13 protein-coding genes and 1 pseudogene are annotated in these 16217 nt (G+C 72.9%); 1 reads left to right on the top strand and 13 read right to left on the bottom strand.

Annotated features, from left to right (window positions below):
• Positions 1-2 precede the first annotated feature (2 nt).
• The 12 genes and pseudogenes from OJ254_RS24695 to leuA form a co-directional block, all read right to left on the bottom strand.
• Positions 3-383: a hydrogenase maturation nickel metallochaperone HypA/HybF gene (locus OJ254_RS24695; RefSeq protein ID WP_265364120.1), complete on the bottom strand. Its 381-nt coding sequence runs from the start codon at positions 381-383 to the stop codon at positions 3-5.
• A 164-nt stretch (positions 384-547) separates the two neighbouring features.
• The gene (locus tag OJ254_RS31755; protein WP_423835947.1) at positions 548-652 is read right to left on the bottom strand and encodes a DUF6893 family small protein; all 105 of its coding nucleotides are present in this window, start codon (positions 650-652) and stop codon (positions 548-550) included.
• Positions 646-1284, bottom strand: a complete 639-nt coding sequence (locus OJ254_RS24700; RefSeq protein ID WP_265364121.1) for a hydrogenase maturation protease — start codon at positions 1282-1284, stop codon at positions 646-648. The genes OJ254_RS31755 and OJ254_RS24700 overlap by 7 nt, the downstream gene beginning before the upstream one ends.
• On the bottom strand, positions 1281-2699 hold the full coding sequence (locus tag OJ254_RS24705) for a hypothetical protein (RefSeq protein ID WP_265364122.1): 1419 nt from the start codon (positions 2697-2699) through the stop codon (positions 1281-1283). The genes OJ254_RS24700 and OJ254_RS24705 overlap by 4 nt, the downstream gene beginning before the upstream one ends.
• Positions 2696-3415 carry a DUF6084 family protein gene (locus OJ254_RS24710; protein WP_265364123.1) on the bottom strand — a complete coding sequence of 240 codons (720 nt, stop codon included), beginning with the start codon at positions 3413-3415 and terminating at the stop codon, positions 2696-2698. The genes OJ254_RS24705 and OJ254_RS24710 overlap by 4 nt, the downstream gene beginning before the upstream one ends.
• Positions 3412-4080, bottom strand: coding sequence for a DUF5947 family protein (locus OJ254_RS24715; protein WP_423835948.1), 669 nt, complete (start codon positions 4078-4080; stop codon positions 3412-3414). The genes OJ254_RS24710 and OJ254_RS24715 overlap by 4 nt, the downstream gene beginning before the upstream one ends.
• Positions 4077-4664: a hypothetical protein gene (locus OJ254_RS24720; RefSeq protein WP_265364125.1), complete on the bottom strand. Its 588-nt coding sequence runs from the start codon at positions 4662-4664 to the stop codon at positions 4077-4079. The genes OJ254_RS24715 and OJ254_RS24720 overlap by 4 nt, the downstream gene beginning before the upstream one ends.
• Positions 4661-6443, bottom strand: a pseudogene (locus tag OJ254_RS24725) (nickel-dependent hydrogenase large subunit). The gene OJ254_RS24720 and the pseudogene OJ254_RS24725 overlap by 4 nt, the downstream one beginning before the upstream one ends.
• A 102-nt stretch (positions 6444-6545) precedes the next feature.
• Positions 6546-7634: an NADH-quinone oxidoreductase subunit B family protein gene (locus OJ254_RS24730; protein WP_265364126.1), complete on the bottom strand. Its 1089-nt coding sequence runs from the start codon at positions 7632-7634 to the stop codon at positions 6546-6548.
• 168 nt (positions 7635-7802) lie between these two features.
• A complete protein-coding gene (locus tag OJ254_RS24735; RefSeq protein ID WP_265364127.1) occupies positions 7803-8510 on the bottom strand; it encodes a DUF4232 domain-containing protein in 708 nt (235 codons plus the stop codon).
• A gap of 334 nt (positions 8511-8844) precedes the next feature.
• Complete coding sequence (locus OJ254_RS24740; RefSeq protein ID WP_265364128.1) at positions 8845-10341, bottom strand: right-handed parallel beta-helix repeat-containing protein; 1497 nt, start codon at positions 10339-10341, stop codon at positions 8845-8847.
• A gap of 171 nt (positions 10342-10512) precedes the next feature.
• Complete coding sequence (leuA, locus tag OJ254_RS24745) at positions 10513-12234, bottom strand: 2-isopropylmalate synthase (protein ID WP_265365291.1); 1722 nt, start codon at positions 12232-12234, stop codon at positions 10513-10515.
• Between the two features lie 376 nt (positions 12235-12610).
• On the opposite strand from leuA, the gene OJ254_RS24750 reads away from it, so the two are divergent.
• Positions 12611-13300: a FadR/GntR family transcriptional regulator gene (locus OJ254_RS24750; protein ID WP_265364129.1), complete on the top strand. Its 690-nt coding sequence runs from the start codon at positions 12611-12613 to the stop codon at positions 13298-13300.
• Positions 13301-13340: 40 nt separating this feature from the next.
• On the opposite strand, the gene OJ254_RS24755 is transcribed toward OJ254_RS24750, so the two are convergent.
• Positions 13341-15734 (bottom strand): MFS transporter, encoded by a 2394-nt coding sequence (locus OJ254_RS24755; RefSeq protein ID WP_423836037.1) that lies wholly within the window; start codon positions 15732-15734, stop codon positions 13341-13343.
• Positions 15735-16217: the final 483 nt, after the last annotated feature.

Consider the following 16217-nt stretch of genomic DNA (forward strand, 5'->3'; position numbering starts at 1 on the left):
GTTCAGCGCTCCTGGGAAATCGGTGGGTGCGGCGCGGTGTCGTGCCAGCACACACGGACGATCTGCAGTTCACGGCCGGACAGCAGCCCGGTGTCCGTCCCGCCGCAGCCCGGGCAGGTGAGCCGCGGGGGCATACCGGGCGGCCAGGTCCGGGCGCAGGCACCGCAGCGGGCGCGGGCCGGCACCGGTTCGATGTCGAGTTCCGCGCCCTCCAGCACCGTGCCCGCGCAGGCGAGCTGGAAGGAGAAGGTCAGTGCGTCGGGGACCACTCCGGCCAGTTCGCCGACCTGGAGGCGGACGCTGCGCACCGCGGTGGCCCCGGCGGGCCGGGCCGCGCCGTCGACCTGGTCGACGACCGCGAGCGCGATGGACATCTCGTGCATCGGTCCCTCTCTGGTGCGGGACTTCCGGGTGCCGCCGGGCCGGTCCGCGGATCCGCGGGACCCGCCCGGGCCCTGGTTCATTAGACGGCGCGGGCACGGGCGGGCCGGGGTGCCTCGCCGGGGTGGCGCCGCGGCGTCCTTCGTTCGGTGCAGCGCCGCCGCGGTCACATGGCGCGGATGCGCAGATAGCGCTTGATGTCCGGCAGGTTGGTCTTCAGGAGGAGGGCGAGCACGGCGGCGGCCGCCGTGCCGAGGACCAGCTTCAGCATGGGGTGGTGCTCCTTTCGGTGGTGTCCGTGTCTGTGTCTGTGTCTGTGTCTGTGTCTGTGTCTGTGTCCGTGTCTGTGTCCGCGTCCGCGTCTGCGTCTGCGACGTCCGCAGTTGCGTTCGCGTCCGCCCCGACCAGCCGCAGGATGAGTCCCACGGCCTCGTCGACCGCGGCCTCGACCGGGTCGCTCAGGCCGATGCCTTCGGCGGTGTCGGCGGGTTCGCAGCCGACGACGAGGACGCGCCGGGGCGGGCGGCCGTCGGTGCCGGCGCTGAGCGTGTCGAGCAGGGCGAGCACCGCGTCGGGGGTCATGTGGTGGGCGTCGAGGGCGGCGGCCCGCGGGCGCGGGGTGGCCGGTTCGGTGGCGTCGAGGAGGTGGACGGTGCCGGGTTCGGCGCCGCGGGCGGCGGCGTCGACGAGCAGCACGGTGTCGTAGCCGTCCAGCATCTGGTAGGCGAGGTGGACGCCCCGTACGCCGGTGTCGACGATCTCGACGTCGTCCGGGAGAGGGTGTTCGCCGAGCCGGCGGACGGCCTCGACGCCGAAGCCGTCGTCGCCGAGGAAGATGTTGCCGACGCCGGCGATCAGCGTCTTGGCGGGCGGCCGGACCGCGCCGGGGGCGGGGGCGCTCACGTGTCCTCCAGGGGAGCGAGTTCGTCGGGCTGGAAGTACAGGAAGCGGCCTTGTTCGCGCCGGATGTCGGCGCCCGGGTCGTCCTCCAGGGTCACCGCGAGGTGCACCCCGCCGTCCACGTCGTGCAGCACGGCCTCGACGAGGGCGGCGCGGCCGTGCAGGAAGAGGTCCTGGGCGTCGGTGCGGCGCCGGCCGGGCTTCAGCAGCACCCGGCTGCCGGCGCCGACCTGCCGTCCGTCGACGGTGATCCGGTCGGTGGCGGGATCGACGTCGCGGTCGCCGCCGGGGTCCCACCAGGGGGTGTCGGGGCGGGTGCCGGGCACGTCGGGGGCCTGGTCGCCGGGGGCCTCGGGGCCGGGGCCGGTGACCTCGCGCAGTGCGCGTACCGCCCCGTGCAGGCGGTCCAGGACCTCGGGGGGCATGGTGTCGGCGAGTGCGATGACGTCGGCGGCGCGCGGGTCGGTGCCGCGGGCCTCGCGCTTCTCCTGGTCGGTGAGGGCCGCGGTGCGCAGGGCGAGGATCTCGTCGATCTCCAGGGCGTCGTAGAGCGCGCCGGGGCTCTCGGGGGCGATGGCCGGGTGGTCCTCCAGGATGATCGGCGAGGACAGGACCACGTCGGCGCGGCCCGGTTCGCCGGCCAGCACCGGCCAGGTGTGCTCGTTATGGCAGGACGCGACGGCGGTCCGGGCCCATTCGGGCGGGTCGGTCAGGGACAGGAAGCGGCCGGCGCTCAGGCCGAGGAAGAGGTGGGCGCCGATCAGCGCGTGCGGCAGGGCTTCGGTGCGGTCCGCGGTGCCGTTCGGGGACCAGTCACCGGTGTTCTCGACGGTCGCGGTCAGCCGCAGTGCGGCGTACGGCCCGTCGAGCGGGCTCGCGGTCAGCCGGATCCGCCCGTCGATCCGGGCGCGGCGGCGCACCAGCCGGCCGATGAGGCGCCCGTCGGCGTCGTGCACCGGTTCGGTCTCCTCGCTCGCCGGCCGGGTGAACGGCAGGGTGTGGCCGGCGCCGGTCAGTTCGGTGACGGCGGCGTCGAGGGTGAGGCGTTCCTCGGTGGCCTCGTCCCAGGGGACCAGCACCCGGTCGGGCAGTTCCAGCTCGTCGACGGTCTCGAACTCCCCGTCCGCGCACCGGCGTTGGACGGTCCGGCGCTGGGCGTGCAGGAACCGCAGTTCGGCCGAGAGCCGGGCGCCGGACTTCGGTTCCATCAGGCATTCGGTGCGCTGGTGGGAGTGCTCGGCGCCGGCGGCGGTCCAGCCGGGCGGGACGAGGACGCCGAACTGCCAGCGCAGCCGGTTCTTGGCGGCGGAGGCGCGGTACGGGTAGAGCACATAGCCCTCGAACAGCACGGCGTCCGCCACCTGGCGGGCGGCGGCGAAGCGGTCCACCGTCTCGTCGGGCCGGATGCCGGTCGTCATGGGGCGGTCCTCTCGGCGAGCGGGCGGGCGGCGGTGCCGGGGAACGGCCGGGCGTGCCGGGCGGACGGCGGGGGCGGCGGCGGGTCGTCGCCGGCCGCGGCGAGCAGCGCCTCGACGGCCTGCTGCCAGGAGGGCAGGGCGTGCCGGGAGCGGTAGGCGAGCAGCGCGTCGAGGGTGGTGCGGGGCAGCCGCAGCCAGCCGCAGCCCGGGAAGTGGGTCTCGATCATCTCCTGCCAGACCGTCACCGGCATCCGCACCTGCGCTTCCTTGTGCCAGGGGACGGGGTGGACCCGGAAGCCGCCGGCACCGGCGAAGACGGTGCCGGAGAACAGCAGCAGCAGCGGGACCTCTCCGTCGGCGAGTGCGTGGAAGTACCGGCCGGCCGCGACGTCGAGGTCGTAGCTACAGGGGACGGGCAGCTCGATCTCGGTGGTGCCGGTGAAGCCGGGGACGACGTGGGAGACCTGGGCGAACTGGAGGGGGTGCAGGGTGCTGCTCCAGCGGGAGCGGTCGCCGAAGAGGTCGGCGAGCGCCTCGGCCTCGTCGGGCCGGTAGTCGCGGCGGGCCGGTTCGATCCGGATCTGGCAGCGCAGCGCGACGGCGTGCACCCGGTCCGCGGGGTCGGCGGTGGTGAGGCGCAGGCGGAAGAGGAGGGTGGGGGCGGCGGCGCGGCGGTCGGCGCGGACGCCGGTGCACTCGAAGGACAGCTCGGTCACGGCCGGTCGTCCTCCCTCGGCGCGCGGGCCCGGCGGGCGACCGTGGTGAAGAAGTCGGTGAGCGCGGCGCGGGCTTCGGCGCCGCCGTCGAAGCCGTGCCACAACAGCCGCATCCGGCCGACGAGTTCGTAGCAGATGTCGATCGGTACGAGGTAGCAGTCGGTGCGGTCGTCGGTGCGGCGCAGCAGCAGGGCCTCGACGTCGGGCTGGAGGAGCGGGGCGAGGCGGCTGCCCGCCAGCACGGTTTCCCAGGCGTCGGGGTCGAGTTCGCTCTCGGTGGCACCGGCCGGGCTGGGGTAGAGCGCGACCAGCCGGTCCAGTCCGGTGTGGCGGAGGAAGAAGGCGACGCCGACCGGGATCCGCAGCAGGTCCCAGGCCGCCTCGTCGAGGGTGTGGCCGGGGTCGGTGAGATAGCGGTCGGGGACGGTGCGGAACCGTCCGTGCCCGGCGCCGGGCCGATCGAAGAGCAGGGCGCAGGGGGTGCAGGCGCAGGCCAGGGCCCGGCGTTCGGTGTCGACGAGGTGGCGGTGGTTGTGGTCGGCGAGCACCACGCCGCACAGTTCGCAGCGTTCGGGGACGGCCGGGGCCGGCGCGCGGAAGCGGCGCAGGCCCCGGTGGGCGGAGTGCGGTCCCAGGCGCGTGGCCACCGGCTGAGGGCCGGTCATGAGGCGGTGGCGGGGGCCGACGGGCGGCGGGAGATCTGCAGCAGGACCGGCTCGGCCGCGGCCGGTTCCTCCGCCCACTCGACGGTGGTGACCTCGGGCGCGAAGCTGCTGACCGCTGCTTCCACGGTCTGCCGGCCGGCCCCGTCCTCGCCGGAACAGCCGCAGCCGCCGGAGCCGGCCGCCCGCAGCCGCAGCGTGCCGGTGTCCGGGTCGAAGCCGGCGGTCTCGGCGGGGTGCCGGCCGCGGACGCTGTCCAGGGCCCGCCCGATGCGGGCCTCGGTGTCCTCGGGGTGCAGATCGTGCAGCGCGAGCAGGCTGGTGACCAGGGGGTCGCCGAGCAGCGCGGCGCGCAGGGCGGGGTGCGGGCCGGTGCCGTCCGGGGTGCGTTCCAGGTGATGCATGACGCGGGCGAGCCCGGCGCCGTAGAAGTCCATCAGGACGCGGACCAGTTCCTCGGCGGCGGCTCCGGTCTCGGGGTCGCCGTTCTTGGTGAGCCGGTCGAGGACCTCCTCGACGCGGCGGCCGGCCTCTTCGGCGCTCGGTGTGGGGGCGTGCGGTGCCTGGCGGTCGGTGGGGGCGCTCATCCGGCCAGTCCGCTCAGCCCGGTGGGCACGTGCTCGGTCCGGACGGTCCGGCCGTCGCCGACGTACATGTGGACGCCGCAGGGCAGACAGGGGTCGAAGCTGCGCACCGCGCGCATGATGTCGATGCCCTTGAAGTTCTCCGGGGGGTTCTCCTCGAAGATGGGGGTGTTCTGCACCGCGTCCTCGTAGGGGCCGGGGGTTCCGTAGGTGTCGCGGGTGCTGGCGTTCCACGGTGTCGGCGGGTACGGGTGGTAGTTGGCGATCTTGCCGTCCCGGATGACCATGTGGTGCGAGAGGACGCCGCGGACCGCCTCGGTGAAGCCGACGCCGATGGACTCGTCGGGGACCTCGAACTTCTCCCAGGTCCGGGTGCGTCCGGCGCGGACCTCCTCCAGGGCCTGCTCGGCGAAGTGCAGCGCCATGGCGGCGGTGTACGCCTGGAAGTAGGTGCGGGCGCGGTTGCGTTCCAGCGCGTTGCTCCACTTGGGGATCCGCCACTCGAAGCGGGCCTCGGGGCGGGTGAGGCTGCGCGGCAGGTCGATGACGACGCTGTGGCCGGTGGCCTTGACGTAGGGGGTGTCGACGAGTCCGGAGAGCGCGGTGGACCACAGCCGGCGATCGGCCCGCCGCCGGTGTCCAGCGCGAGGTGCTCCTTGCCGTCGAACCAGCGCGGGGACATCACCCAGCTGTACTTGTCGGCGAAGTCGCGCTTCTGCGGGGCGGGGATGGTGTGCTGGTTCCACGGGTGGCGGGCGTCGATCGGGTTGCCCAGCGGGTCGTGGGTGACGAACTTCTCCTGGCCTTCCCAATCCTGGTAGTAGGAGCTGCCCAGCAGGATGCGGATGCCGAGGTTGATCTCGGTGAGGTCGTTGGTGACGAGCTTGCCGTCGACGATGACGCCGGGGGTGACGAACATCTTCCGGCCCCAGTCCGTCATGTTGCGGTAGGTGAAGTCGCAGTGCTCGGGGTCGTTGAACGCGCCCAGCAGCCGAGCAGGACGCGCCGCCGGCCGACCTCCTCGTATCCGGGCAGGGCCTCGTAGAAGAAGTCGAAGAGGTCGTCGTGGAGCGGGACGACGCGCTTCATGAACTCGACGTAGCGCATCAGCCGGCTGAGGTAGTCGGTGAAGAGCTGGACGCTGGCGATGGTGCCGACGCCGCCCGGGTAGAGGGTGGAGGGGTGCACATGGCGGCCCTCCATGAGGCAGAACATCTCCCGGGTGTAGCGGCTGACCTGGAGCGCCTCGCGGTAGAACTCGCCCTCGATGGGGTTGAGGGAGCTCATGATGTCGGCGATGGTGCGGTAGCCGTGGTCGCCGGCGTGCGGGGCCTCGGTGCGCTGGGCGAGTTCCCAGACGCCCGGGTTGGTCTCGCGGACCATCTTCTCGCAGTAGTCCACCCCGACCAGGTTCTCCTGGAAGATGTTGTGGTCGAACATGAACTCCGCGGACTCGCCGAGGTTGATGATCCACTCCCCCAGGTTCGGCGGCTTGACGCCGTACGCCATGTTCTGGGTGTAGACCGAGCAGGTGGCGTGGTTGTCACCGCAGATGCCGCAGATCCGGCTGGTGATGAAGTGGGCGTCGCGCGGGTCCTTGCCGCGCATGAAGACGCTGTAGCCGCGGAAGACCGACGAGGTGCTGTAGCACTCCGCGACCCGCTTCTGCTTGAAGTCGATCTTGGTGTGGATGCCCAGGCTGCCCACGATCCGGGTGATCGGGTCCCAGGACATCTCCGTCAGACCGCTGCCGTCACCGGCCGCCTTAGTCGTCGGTGCCATCGTGTGTGCCGTTGCCCTTCTGTAGGCGGGAGGTGGGGTCGGACGGGGTGGCGGGGGTGCCGTACGGGGCGCGGGGCCGGTTCGGCCGCGCGCCCCGCACGGTCACCACGGCCTGCGGAATCCGGTGGTGAGTTGGTCGCCGCGGTGCCGCCACTTGGGTTCCTGGTCGACGGTCTTGGCCGTGATGTCACGCAGTTTGCGGACGACACCGCCGTACGCGGCGCTGGCGGTGCTGGAGAGCTTGCTGCCGGGCGGCTCGTCCATGAACGGCATGAACTTGTCGGGGAAGCCGGGCATGGTGCAGGCGATGCAGATGCCGCCGACGTTGGGGCAGCCGCCGATGCCGTCCATCCAGCCCCGCTTGGGCACGTTGCATTTGACCACGGGACCCCAGCAGCCGATCTTCACCAGGCACTTCGGCGAGTCGTAGGCGGTGGCGAACTGGCCCTGCTCGTAGTAGCCGGCGCGGTCGCAGCCCTCGTGGACGGTGGCGCCGAAGAGCCAGGTGGGGCGCAGCTGGTCGTCGAGCGGGATCATCGGGGCCGCGCCGACCGCCTGGTAGAGCAGGTAGACCAGGGTCTCGGCGAAGTTGTCCGGCTGGATCGGGCAGCCGGGCACGCAGACGATCGGGATGCCGGCCTGGGACTTCCAGTCCCAGCCCAGGTAGTCGGGCACGCCCATGGCACCGGTCGGGTTGCCGGACATCGCGTGGATCCCGCCGTACGTGGCGCAGGTGCCGATCGCGACGACGGCGAGGGCCTTGGGGGCGAGCCGGTCGATCCACTCACTGGTGGTGATCGGCTGGCCGGTCTCCGGGTCGTCGCCGAAGCCGCACCAGTAGCCCTCCGGCTTGATGGCCTCGTTGGGGATGGATCCCTCGATGACCAGGACGAACGGGTCGATCTCGCCGCGCTCGCCCTTGAAGAACCACTCGATGAAGGTGTCCGCGCCGCCGACCGGCCCGGATTCGAAGTCGATCAGCGGCCAGTGGACGGCCACCTTGGGCAGGCCGGGCAGCACGCTGAGCGCGATCTCCTCGATGCTCGGCTGGGTCGCGTTCGTCAGTGACACCGAGTCACCGTCGCAACTCAGGCCGGCGTTGATCCAGAGGATGTGGATCGGCGGCTGGTCCTCGGCGGACGGCTTTCCCTCCGCGGCGGACTGGGGGGCCACGCTCGATGCTGCGGACATGGGGTCTCCTCGGTGAATCTGCACGAAAGCCCCGTACAGGACTTCCGTTCACCTTGGTAACACCCTGCTCGGCGCGCGGCCGGTTGTCCGGGGCCATTGCGGTGACGGCACCGGAAAAGCCGCGAGGGCGCCCGGAGTACCGGGCGCCCTCGGAAGCCGTACCGGCCGTCAGCCCAGCGAACCGGCCTCCACCGCGGTCACGTCGAACCGGCCGCCGCACACCCGCAGCCCGCGGCTACCGGTGGTCATCGACTCCTTGGACCCGGGCGGATAGACGAAGACGATCTGCGAACGGCTCCAGCACGGGGTGTCCGACACACCCTCGTTGACGGTGTGCAGCACGGCGTGCGCGCTCTGCCCCGGCTGGAGACGGACCACGCCGCCCGGGCCGCCCTCGCGGGTGGCGGGCTTGCCGACCGGCGAGCCGTCCCGCTGGATCAGCGAGACCCCGGGGAAGCCGCGCAGCGTGCAGGCCTTCTTGCCCTTGTTCGTGAAGACCAGGGGGTAGTGGATGTTGCCCGCGCCGATGTCGGAGGCGCCCAGCCGCAGCGACATGTTGGCGGCGGTGCAGCGGTCCGACGCCGTCATGGCCGAGGCGCGCGACTCCGTGGTGCCCGGCACGTTGCCCTTCGCCTTGCTGCCGGTGGACGCCGCGTTCGCCGAGGGCCGCTCGCCACCGGCCGACTGCTGGGCGCTGCCGGAGGGCTTGGCACCGCTGCCGGTCTCCTGCGAGGTGGCGGGTGCGGCGGCCGACGAGGGGCGGGAGGCGGCGCCGGTCCCGTCCTGGCAGGCGGTGAGCGTGAGCGCCGCGACGGCGATCAGCGATCCGGCGGCGACACGGCGGCCACGGCCGAGTGTCTTGGTGGTGAGCGACATGAGTGTCTCCCCCTCGCCTGGTAGGTGCGAGCTCGTCGTTTGGTTGCGTACGGTCCGTCCGTTGTTCTTCCAGCGTGGCCCCGGGCGCTGCCGGTCCGCTAACGAGGCACTAACACACCACTAACGAGCCTGGCCCGGCGGCGCGCCGATACCGCCGGCACGTCTTTGACCAGCCGGAATTCCGGGGTGCCGCTCAGGCTCGCAGAAAATCCCCGAGTTGCGGACGCGGCACCACCGGGTTCGGCCTACTTCGCGGGGCCCTGGTCGGCCCCGATGTTCGGCGGATCGGCGACCGGGTTGCCGTAGAAATCCCGGTTACCCCCGTTCGGCACCGTTACCCCCGCCCCCAGCGCCGGGGAGCCGGCCCGCAGCCGGGTATCGGTCGGGGACACGAACCGCGGATCGCCGCGGACCGCACCGGTGTCGCCCGCGGGGATGCCGGAGATCCGGGCGTACAGGTTGTGGTCGTAGGTGTTGTGCCCGTCGCTGATCGGGGAGCCGGCCGCCGCCCGGCGAAGAGGTTGTCACGGAAGGTGACCCCGCCGGGGCCGTTGCTGCTGACCATGGCCGTGCCCGGGACGGTGGTGCTGATGGTGTTGTTGTGCACCAGGGTGCGGGTGGCGGGTCCGCAGACGACCGAAATGACGCCGTAGGGTGCGCTGGTGTTGCGGTCGTTGACGCTGACGTTGTACCGGACGGTGTTGCGGTCGGAGGTCATCCCCGCGCCGTTGCAGATCAGCAGGAAACCGCCGTCGTTGTCGTGGCTGTAGTTGTACTGGTAGACGTTGCCGTTGTTGCCGCCGTCGATGTCGTACGCCATCGAGTCGCGGGTGCCGTGACCGCCGGTGACCTCGTTGAACTGGTACCGCACGGCATCGGCGTTCCAGGCCCAGATCCCCGCGTTGTAGCCCGCCGAGCGCATGTTGAAGCCGTCGACGAGGTTGTGCTCGACCCGCGCGCCGACCGCGGTCTGCACCACGATCCCGTCGCCGCCGACGTCGCGCACGGTGTTGTGGTGCACGAACAGCCCGGTGACCGGCGCGAACGTGCTGCCGGGGCCGTCGGGGTGTTCGGGACGGCGGCCCCAGGTCGACGAGGTCCCGATGCCGGTCCGGTCGGTGTGCACCACGCGGGAGTGCCGCACCACCACGTCGTCGAAACGGGTGGGCCGCGCCGCGCCCTGGACGGCGAAGAGGATGCCGCCCGAGGGGTCGGGGTCCTTGAAGTCCGCCCCGTTCACGTCGTGTACGGACACCCGGTCGACGAGGTAGTGGTGCCCGGTGCCGAAGTCGTGCAGCCGGACCAGCACCCCGGCGCGCCGGTCCGTGGTGGTGGCCGGGCCGGTGTTGGTCACGTCCAGGTCGCGCAGTTCCCAGTACTCGACGTTGTCCAGCAGGATCGCGGCCCGTGCGCCGGCGCCCGCGATCCGCGGGGCGGCGCCGCTGCCGTACGCGCCCGCGGCGAGCGGGGCGCCGGCCGCGCCCGAGTCGGTGGGCGCGAAGGTGCCGGTGCAGGTGGTGCCGCGCCGGAAGAGGATCCGGTCCCCCGGGTGGTAGGCGGCCGCGCTCGCCCGGCCGAGGGTGCGCCAGGCGGTCGTGGGTGCGGTGCCGGCCGCGCCGTCGGAGCCGCCGGCGCAATCGACGTAGTGGGTGGTGCCGGCCTGGTGGCGGGCGGGGCGCGAGCCGGCGTCGGGCCCCGGTGCGGCCTGGGCGGCGGGCGGTCCGGCCAGCGCCGCGAGCAGGATCAGGGCGGCCAGGGACGCCTTCTTCCGTACGTCCGCGCTGAGTTGAGGTAGTGGCAGCGGGTGTCTGAGCCGCAGGTGTCCCGGCAACGTCTCTCCCCTTCCGTGGGCCGGCCCGCGCAGCGGGCGCGCGGGCGGCCACATCGTTGAGCACCCGGTACGGGGAGACAAGGCGTGCCGGCGGAAAGTGCAAGCGTTGGCGCGGAAAGTGCAACCGCGTGGACGGCGGACGCGGGCCGGCGTCCGCCGCCCACGGCCCCGCTAGTCGCCGCTTCCGGTCCCGCGGTCCCGCGCCGCCCGGTTGACGGCCGCGAGCACGGCCCGCAGGGAGGCGGTCAGGACGGAGGTGTCCTGACCCGCGCCCCAGTACGTCACGCCGCCGATGCGGCACCGGACGTAGGCGACGGCGGCGCTGTCCGGCCCGGAGGTGAGGGCGTGCTCGGCGTAGTCGAGGATCTCGGCGGGGTGGCCGGCGGCGGCCAGCGCCGCGGTGAACGCGGCGAGCGGACCGTTGCCGGTGCCCTCGGCCTGCGCGGCGTCCGCGCGACGCCCGGCGTGGCCCAGCGTGCAGCGGATCCGGTGCTCACCGGGCGCGGGCTCGGTCGCGGTCCAGGAGTCCAGGGTCAGCGGACCCTCCTCCCCCGGGGCGAGGTACGTACCGCGGAACAGCTCCCACAGCTCCTTGGGGGTCGCCTCCTGCCCGCTGTCGTCGGTCGCCCGCTGGACGACGCGGGAGAAGTCCGGGCGCAGCCCCTGCGGCAGGTCCAGCCCGTGGTGCAGCCGCAGCAGATGCGCGATCCCCCCTTTGCCCGACTGGCTGTTGACCCGGATGACCGCCTCGTAGCTGCACCCGAGGTCCGCGGGGTCGACCGGCAGGTACGGCACCGTCCACGGCGCTTCGGACTCCGGAACGCCCAATTCGGCCGCGCGCCGGGCGTGGTGGGCCAGGCCCTTGCTGATGGCGTCCTGGTGGGTGCCGGAGAACGCGGTGTGCACCAGGGTGCCGGCGTAGGGGTGCCGCGGGTGGACGGGCAGCCGGATGCAGTCCTCGACGGTGCGGCGCACGGTCGCGAGGTCCGAGAAGTCGATCATCGGGTCGACGCCCTGGGTGTGCAGATTGAGCGCCAGGGTGACCAGGTCGACGTTCCCGGTCCGCTCGCCGTTCCCGAACAGGCACCCCTCCACGCGCTGCGCCCCGGCCAGGACCGCGAGTTCCGCGCACGCCACGCCGGTGCCGCGGTCGTTGTGCGGGTGTACGGAGAGCACGACCGCGTCCCGGCGCTCCAGATGGCGGTGCAGGTACTCGATCTGATCCGCGTACACATTGGGCGTGGCGACCTCCACCGTGGCCGGGAGGTTGTGGGTCACCGGGCGCTCCGGGGAGGCGTCCCACAGCTCGGTCAGACCGTTGCAGATCTCCAGGACGAGATCGGGCTCGGTGAGGTTGAAGACCTCGGGCGAGAACTGGAAGCGGATGTCGGCCCGCGGGCGGGCCGCGGCCAGCCGCGCCATGTGGGTGGCCGCGTCCCGCACCAGGTCGCGCACCTCGGCCCGGCTGCGGCCGAGGACCACCTCGCGCCAGGTGGGCGCGGTGGCCGTGTAGAGGTGCACGACGGTGCGCGGCAGTCCGTCGACGGCGGCGAAGGTCCGCTCGATCAGCTCGCGCCGGGCCGGGGTGAAGACCACCACGGTGACGTCGTCCGGCACCGCGCCGCTCTCAGCCAGATGGCGGACGAAGTCGAAGTCGGTGCGGCTGGCGGAGGGGTAGGCGACCTCGATCTCCTTGAAGCCCATGGAGACGAGCAGATCGAACATCCGGCGCTTGCGCGGAATGTCCATCGGTTCGGCGAGCGCCTGGTTGCCGTCGCGCAGATCGACCGGCACCCACAGCGGGGCCCGCTCGATCCGGGCGGCGGGCCAGGCGCGGGTGGTGACCGGTACCTCGACGCGTTGGTGCGCGGGCAGGTAGCGGTGCGAGGGCATCGCGCTGTGGCGCTGCGGGTTCCATGCCGGCGCGTCGGCGGGCACCGGCCCGGTCGGCGTACGGAGGGCGGGAGCGGGGGCGAGGGCGACGGAGGAGCCGGTATCGGTGCTGCCGGTACGGGAGTTGCTGGTACGGGAGTTGCTGGTGCCATGGCCTGGGCCGGACATCTCGTGGGAGATCTCGTGGGACATCGCGTTCCTTCAACAGGAGCCGGAGGGAGACCGGCAGCACCGAACCCCGCGGCGGGGTGCCGGTCGCGTCAGGCCCCGCCGCGGCGGCCGAGAAGGAGACCACGCAGCGTCATGCCGGGTACAGTAACCACACATCAACTCCTCAGACAACCTGAGTTGTTCGGAAGGTGCGAGGTACCACGGCATGCCGCTCGAAGCGCTCCGCCCCAGCCCCCTGGTCGAACAGGCCGCCCAGCGGCTGCGGGACCAGATCACCGGGGGCGACTGGCCGGTGGGCACCCGGCTTCCCGGTGAGACCACCCTGGCCAAGACCCTCGGTGTCGGCCGCTCGACGGTGCGCGAGGCCCTACGGGCGCTGGCCGGTGCGGGGCTGGTCCAGCCGCGCCAGGGCGCCGGGGTGTTCGTGATCGCGACCGAGCCCACCGAGGACTGGCCCACCCGGCTGCGCCGCGCCGCGGTCGGTGACGTCTACGAGGTGCGCGCCATGGTGGAGGTCCAGGCCGCCCAACTGGCCGCCGTCCGGCGCACCGACGAGGACGTCGCCGCCCTGAGCACCGCCCTGGAGGGGCGTCGTACCGCCGCCGGATCCGGCACCGCGGCGTTCGTGGATGCGGACATCGCCCTGCACGCGGCCGTCGTCGCGGCCGCCCACAACCCCGTACTGACCGACCTCTTCACGGAGTTCGTGCCCGCCCTGCGCCAGGGCCTGATCGACCTCGTCGAGCTGCTGGACCTGCGCGGCCGGGACCCGCAGCCCGGCGACGCCCGGCACGCGGCGCTGGTCGACGCGGTCGCGGACGGCGACGGCGCGACGGCGAGCCGGATCCTGCGGGAGGAATTCGACGAGACGCTGGGGCAGTTGGCGGGGCGGTGAAGGAGGGTGCGCGTACGGGCCGGACGTACGCGCCCCTCGCTCAGCTGTCTGTGAGGGAGAGCTGGGGATCGCTGGCGGACGGCTGGGGGTCGCTGGTGGACGGCTGGGGGTCGGCCGCTGACTGCTGGGGGTCGGCCGCTGACTGCTGGCTGAGGGTCAGGTCGAGGGTCTCCTCGGCGCCGCCGGTGAGGGATATCGGGGTGGCATGCGGCGGGTAGCCGGCCGCGGTGAGGGTGTACCGGCTGCCGCTCAGACCGGAGAAGGCGAACGCGCCGTCCGGTCCCGTGACGGTGTGCCCGGTGACCGTGCCGTCCGCGAGGAGGGTCACCGCGGCGTCGGCCAGCGGGCGACCGCCCGGCCCGCGCACCGTGCCGCGGACGGTGGCGGCCGGCCGCAGCCGGACGTCCTGGCGCTCCTGGCCGGCGTCACCGGACACGTCCACGGCACGGGCCTGCGGCTGGTGGCCGGGGGCGCTGAGGACCAGGGTGTAGCTGCCGGGCGGGAGTTCGGCTACCTCCCACCGCCCCTCGGCCCCGGAGGCCGTACGGGCCACCACCTCACCCGTCGCGTCGGTGACGATGATGCCGCCGCCGGCGAGCGGGGCGCCCTCGGGGCCGCCGCACAGCGTGCCGTGGAGCCGGCCAACCGCGGTGAGGACCAGATCCGTCTCGGCGGTCGCGCCCGCGCCGCGGCAGGTCGCGGAGGCGGCGTACGGGGCGTGTCCGGGCGCGGCGGCGGTCAGGACGTACGTACCGGCCGCCGGGGCGGCGAGCGCGTACCGCCCGTCGGCCGCGGCGGTGGTGAGGCCGGCCTGCCGCCCCTGGTGGTCGATCAGCGTGACGCTCGCCCCGGGGACCGGCCCGCCGTGGGCCCCGAGGACACGGCCCCGGAATCCGGGCCGCGGCTCGCTCGCGGCCCCGCCCTCGTCGCCGCCCCGACCGGCCCCACGGACGGGGGCGGCATCGGAGGCCTGGGCGATCCCACGGTCGTTGTTGTCGTTGTCGTTGTCGTCGTTGTTCTCGTCGTTGTTGTCGTTGTCGTCGTTGTTCTCGTCGTCCGTGCCCTGACCAGCCCCGTGGTCGGCATCGTCGGTGCTCTGGGCGACCAGGGTCGGCCGGGGCGGCTTGCGCTGTGACGGCAGGAAGGAGGCCAGCGCCACGCCGAGGACGACCGCGGCCGTGGCGATCAGGAAGGAGACCCGGAAGCCGGCCATCGTGGGGACCGTGGCCGGGCCCATCCGCTGGGACATGTGGGCCAGCACCATGCCGATCACCGCGCTGGAGACCGAGGTACCGATCGAACGCATCAGGGTGTTCAGGCCGTTGGCCGCGCCGGTCTCGGAGGCGTCGACGGCGCCGATGATCAGCGCGGGCAGCGAGGAGTACGCCAGTCCGATGCCGGCGCCGACGACCACGGCGATGATGACGGTCTGCCAGGCGGCGTTCATCAGACCGATGCCCGCGCCGTATCCGACGGCGATGACCAGCATGCCCAGCAGCAGTGTCGCCTTCGGGCCGCGCCGGGCCGCGATCCGCGCGTAGACCGGCGCGACCAGCATCATGGTCAGCCCCAGCGGCGCCACGCACAGGCCGGCCACCACCATGGACTCCCCCAGGCCGTAGCCGGTCGACTCGGGCAGCTGCAGCAGCTGCGGCAGCACCAGCGAGATCGCGTAGAAGGCCACCCCGACCGTGATCGAGGCGAGGTTGGTCAGCAGCACCTCGCGGCGGGCGGTGGTGCGCAGGTCCACCAGCGGGTCGGCGATGCGCAGTTCCATCACGCCCCACAGCACCAGGACCAGCACCGCGATCCCGAACAGCCCGAGGGTGGTGGGTGAACTCCAGCCCCAGTCACTGCCCTTGGTGATCGGCAGCAGCAGCGCCACCAGCCCCGCGGACAGCCCGACGGCGCCCGCCACGTCGAAGCGGCCCCGGGCGCGGACCGGCGTCTCGGGCACCAGGAGCAGGGTGAGCAGGATGGAGAGCACGCCGAGTCCGGCGGCGCCGAAGAACAGGCTGTGCCAGTCGGCGTGTTGGGCGACGAGGGCGGCCGCGGGCAGCGCGAGTCCGCCGCCCACGCCGATCGACGAGCTCATCAGCCCCATGGCCGAGCCGAGCCGCTCGCGCGGCAGCGCGTCGCGCATGATGCCGATGCCGAGGGGTATCGCGCCCATCGCGAAGCCCTGCAGCACCCGGCCGACGATCATCGTGAGCAGGTCGCTGGTGAGCCCGCAGACCACCGAGCCGACGACCATGACCGCGAGGCTGGTCAGCAGCATCCGCCGCTTGCCGTAGAGGTCACCGAGCCGCCCCATGATGGGGGTCGCGACGGCACCGGCGAGGAGGGTGGCCGTCATGACCCAGGTGGCGTTGCTCGGCGCGGTGTCGAGGAGCACCGGCAGGTCCTTGATGACCGGTACGAGCAGCGTCTGCATCACCGCGACGACGATGCCGGCGAAGGCGAGGACCGGGACGACGGCACCGCCGGCTCTGCGCTCTCCGCCCGCGGCCGGTCCGGACGCCGCGGGGGTCTTGGTGGCGCCCACGGCACCCGAACCCGCGGCACCCGAACCCCTTCCGGGGAGCTGATCCGTCGTCGTCTGCGTCATGCGTGCGGCCTCCAGGCGGCGGAAGGACTGTCGTCAGAAGTCATGAGGAGTCTTCAAGAACGGGGCAGGGCGCCGACACGGCGGGCGCCCTTGATACGTGCATGACGAACGTTTCCGCTCGGCGGACTATTCCGCACGTCGCGAGGTATACGCAGCACCGCACGGTGATCCGCCTCACGCCACCCACCGGACCGACGAGAACCAGTGAAGCGCACACCACTGACAATCCAACGCACGAAGAAGGCGCCGCGACCTTTCCGCGACACCTTCCCGAGGTCTTCGCAAGGCCTCCGGACCGCGACCGATCAA

Origin of the sequence: Streptomyces endophytica, assembly GCF_026153355.1 — a bacterium.
GTDB classification, from domain to species: domain Bacteria; phylum Actinomycetota; class Actinomycetes; order Streptomycetales; family Streptomycetaceae; genus Streptomyces; species Streptomyces endophytica.

Excerpts from the sequence above, each read along its gene's own strand:
- OJ254_RS24720 (WP_265364125.1), bottom strand. The coding sequence starts at position 4,664 with ATGAGCGCCCCCACCGACCGCCAGGCACCGCACGCCCCCACACCGAGC.
- OJ254_RS24735 (WP_265364127.1), bottom strand. The coding sequence starts at position 8,510 with ATGTCGCTCACCACCAAGACACTCGGCCGTGGCCGCCGTGTCGCCGCC.
- OJ254_RS24705 (WP_265364122.1), bottom strand. The coding sequence starts at position 2,699 with ATGACGACCGGCATCCGGCCCGACGAGACGGTGGACCGCTTCGCCGCC.
- OJ254_RS24755 (WP_423836037.1), bottom strand. The coding sequence starts at position 15,734 with ATGCAGACGCTGCTCGTACCGGTCATCAAGGACCTGCCGGTGCTCCTC.
- OJ254_RS24730 (WP_265364126.1), bottom strand. The coding sequence starts at position 7,634 with ATGTCCGCAGCATCGAGCGTGGCCCCCCAGTCCGCCGCGGAGGGAAAG.
- OJ254_RS24750 (WP_265364129.1), top strand. The coding sequence starts at position 12,611 with ATGCCGCTCGAAGCGCTCCGCCCCAGCCCCCTGGTCGAACAGGCCGCC.
- OJ254_RS31755 (WP_423835947.1), bottom strand. The coding sequence starts at position 652 with ATGCTGAAGCTGGTCCTCGGCACGGCGGCCGCCGCCGTGCTCGCCCTC.
- OJ254_RS24695 (WP_265364120.1), bottom strand. The coding sequence starts at position 383 with ATGCACGAGATGTCCATCGCGCTCGCGGTCGTCGACCAGGTCGACGGC.
- OJ254_RS24715 (WP_423835948.1), bottom strand. The coding sequence starts at position 4,080 with ATGACCGGCCCTCAGCCGGTGGCCACGCGCCTGGGACCGCACTCCGCC.
- leuA (WP_265365291.1), bottom strand. The coding sequence starts at position 12,234 with ATGCCCTCGCACCGCTACCTGCCCGCGCACCAACGCGTCGAGGTACCG.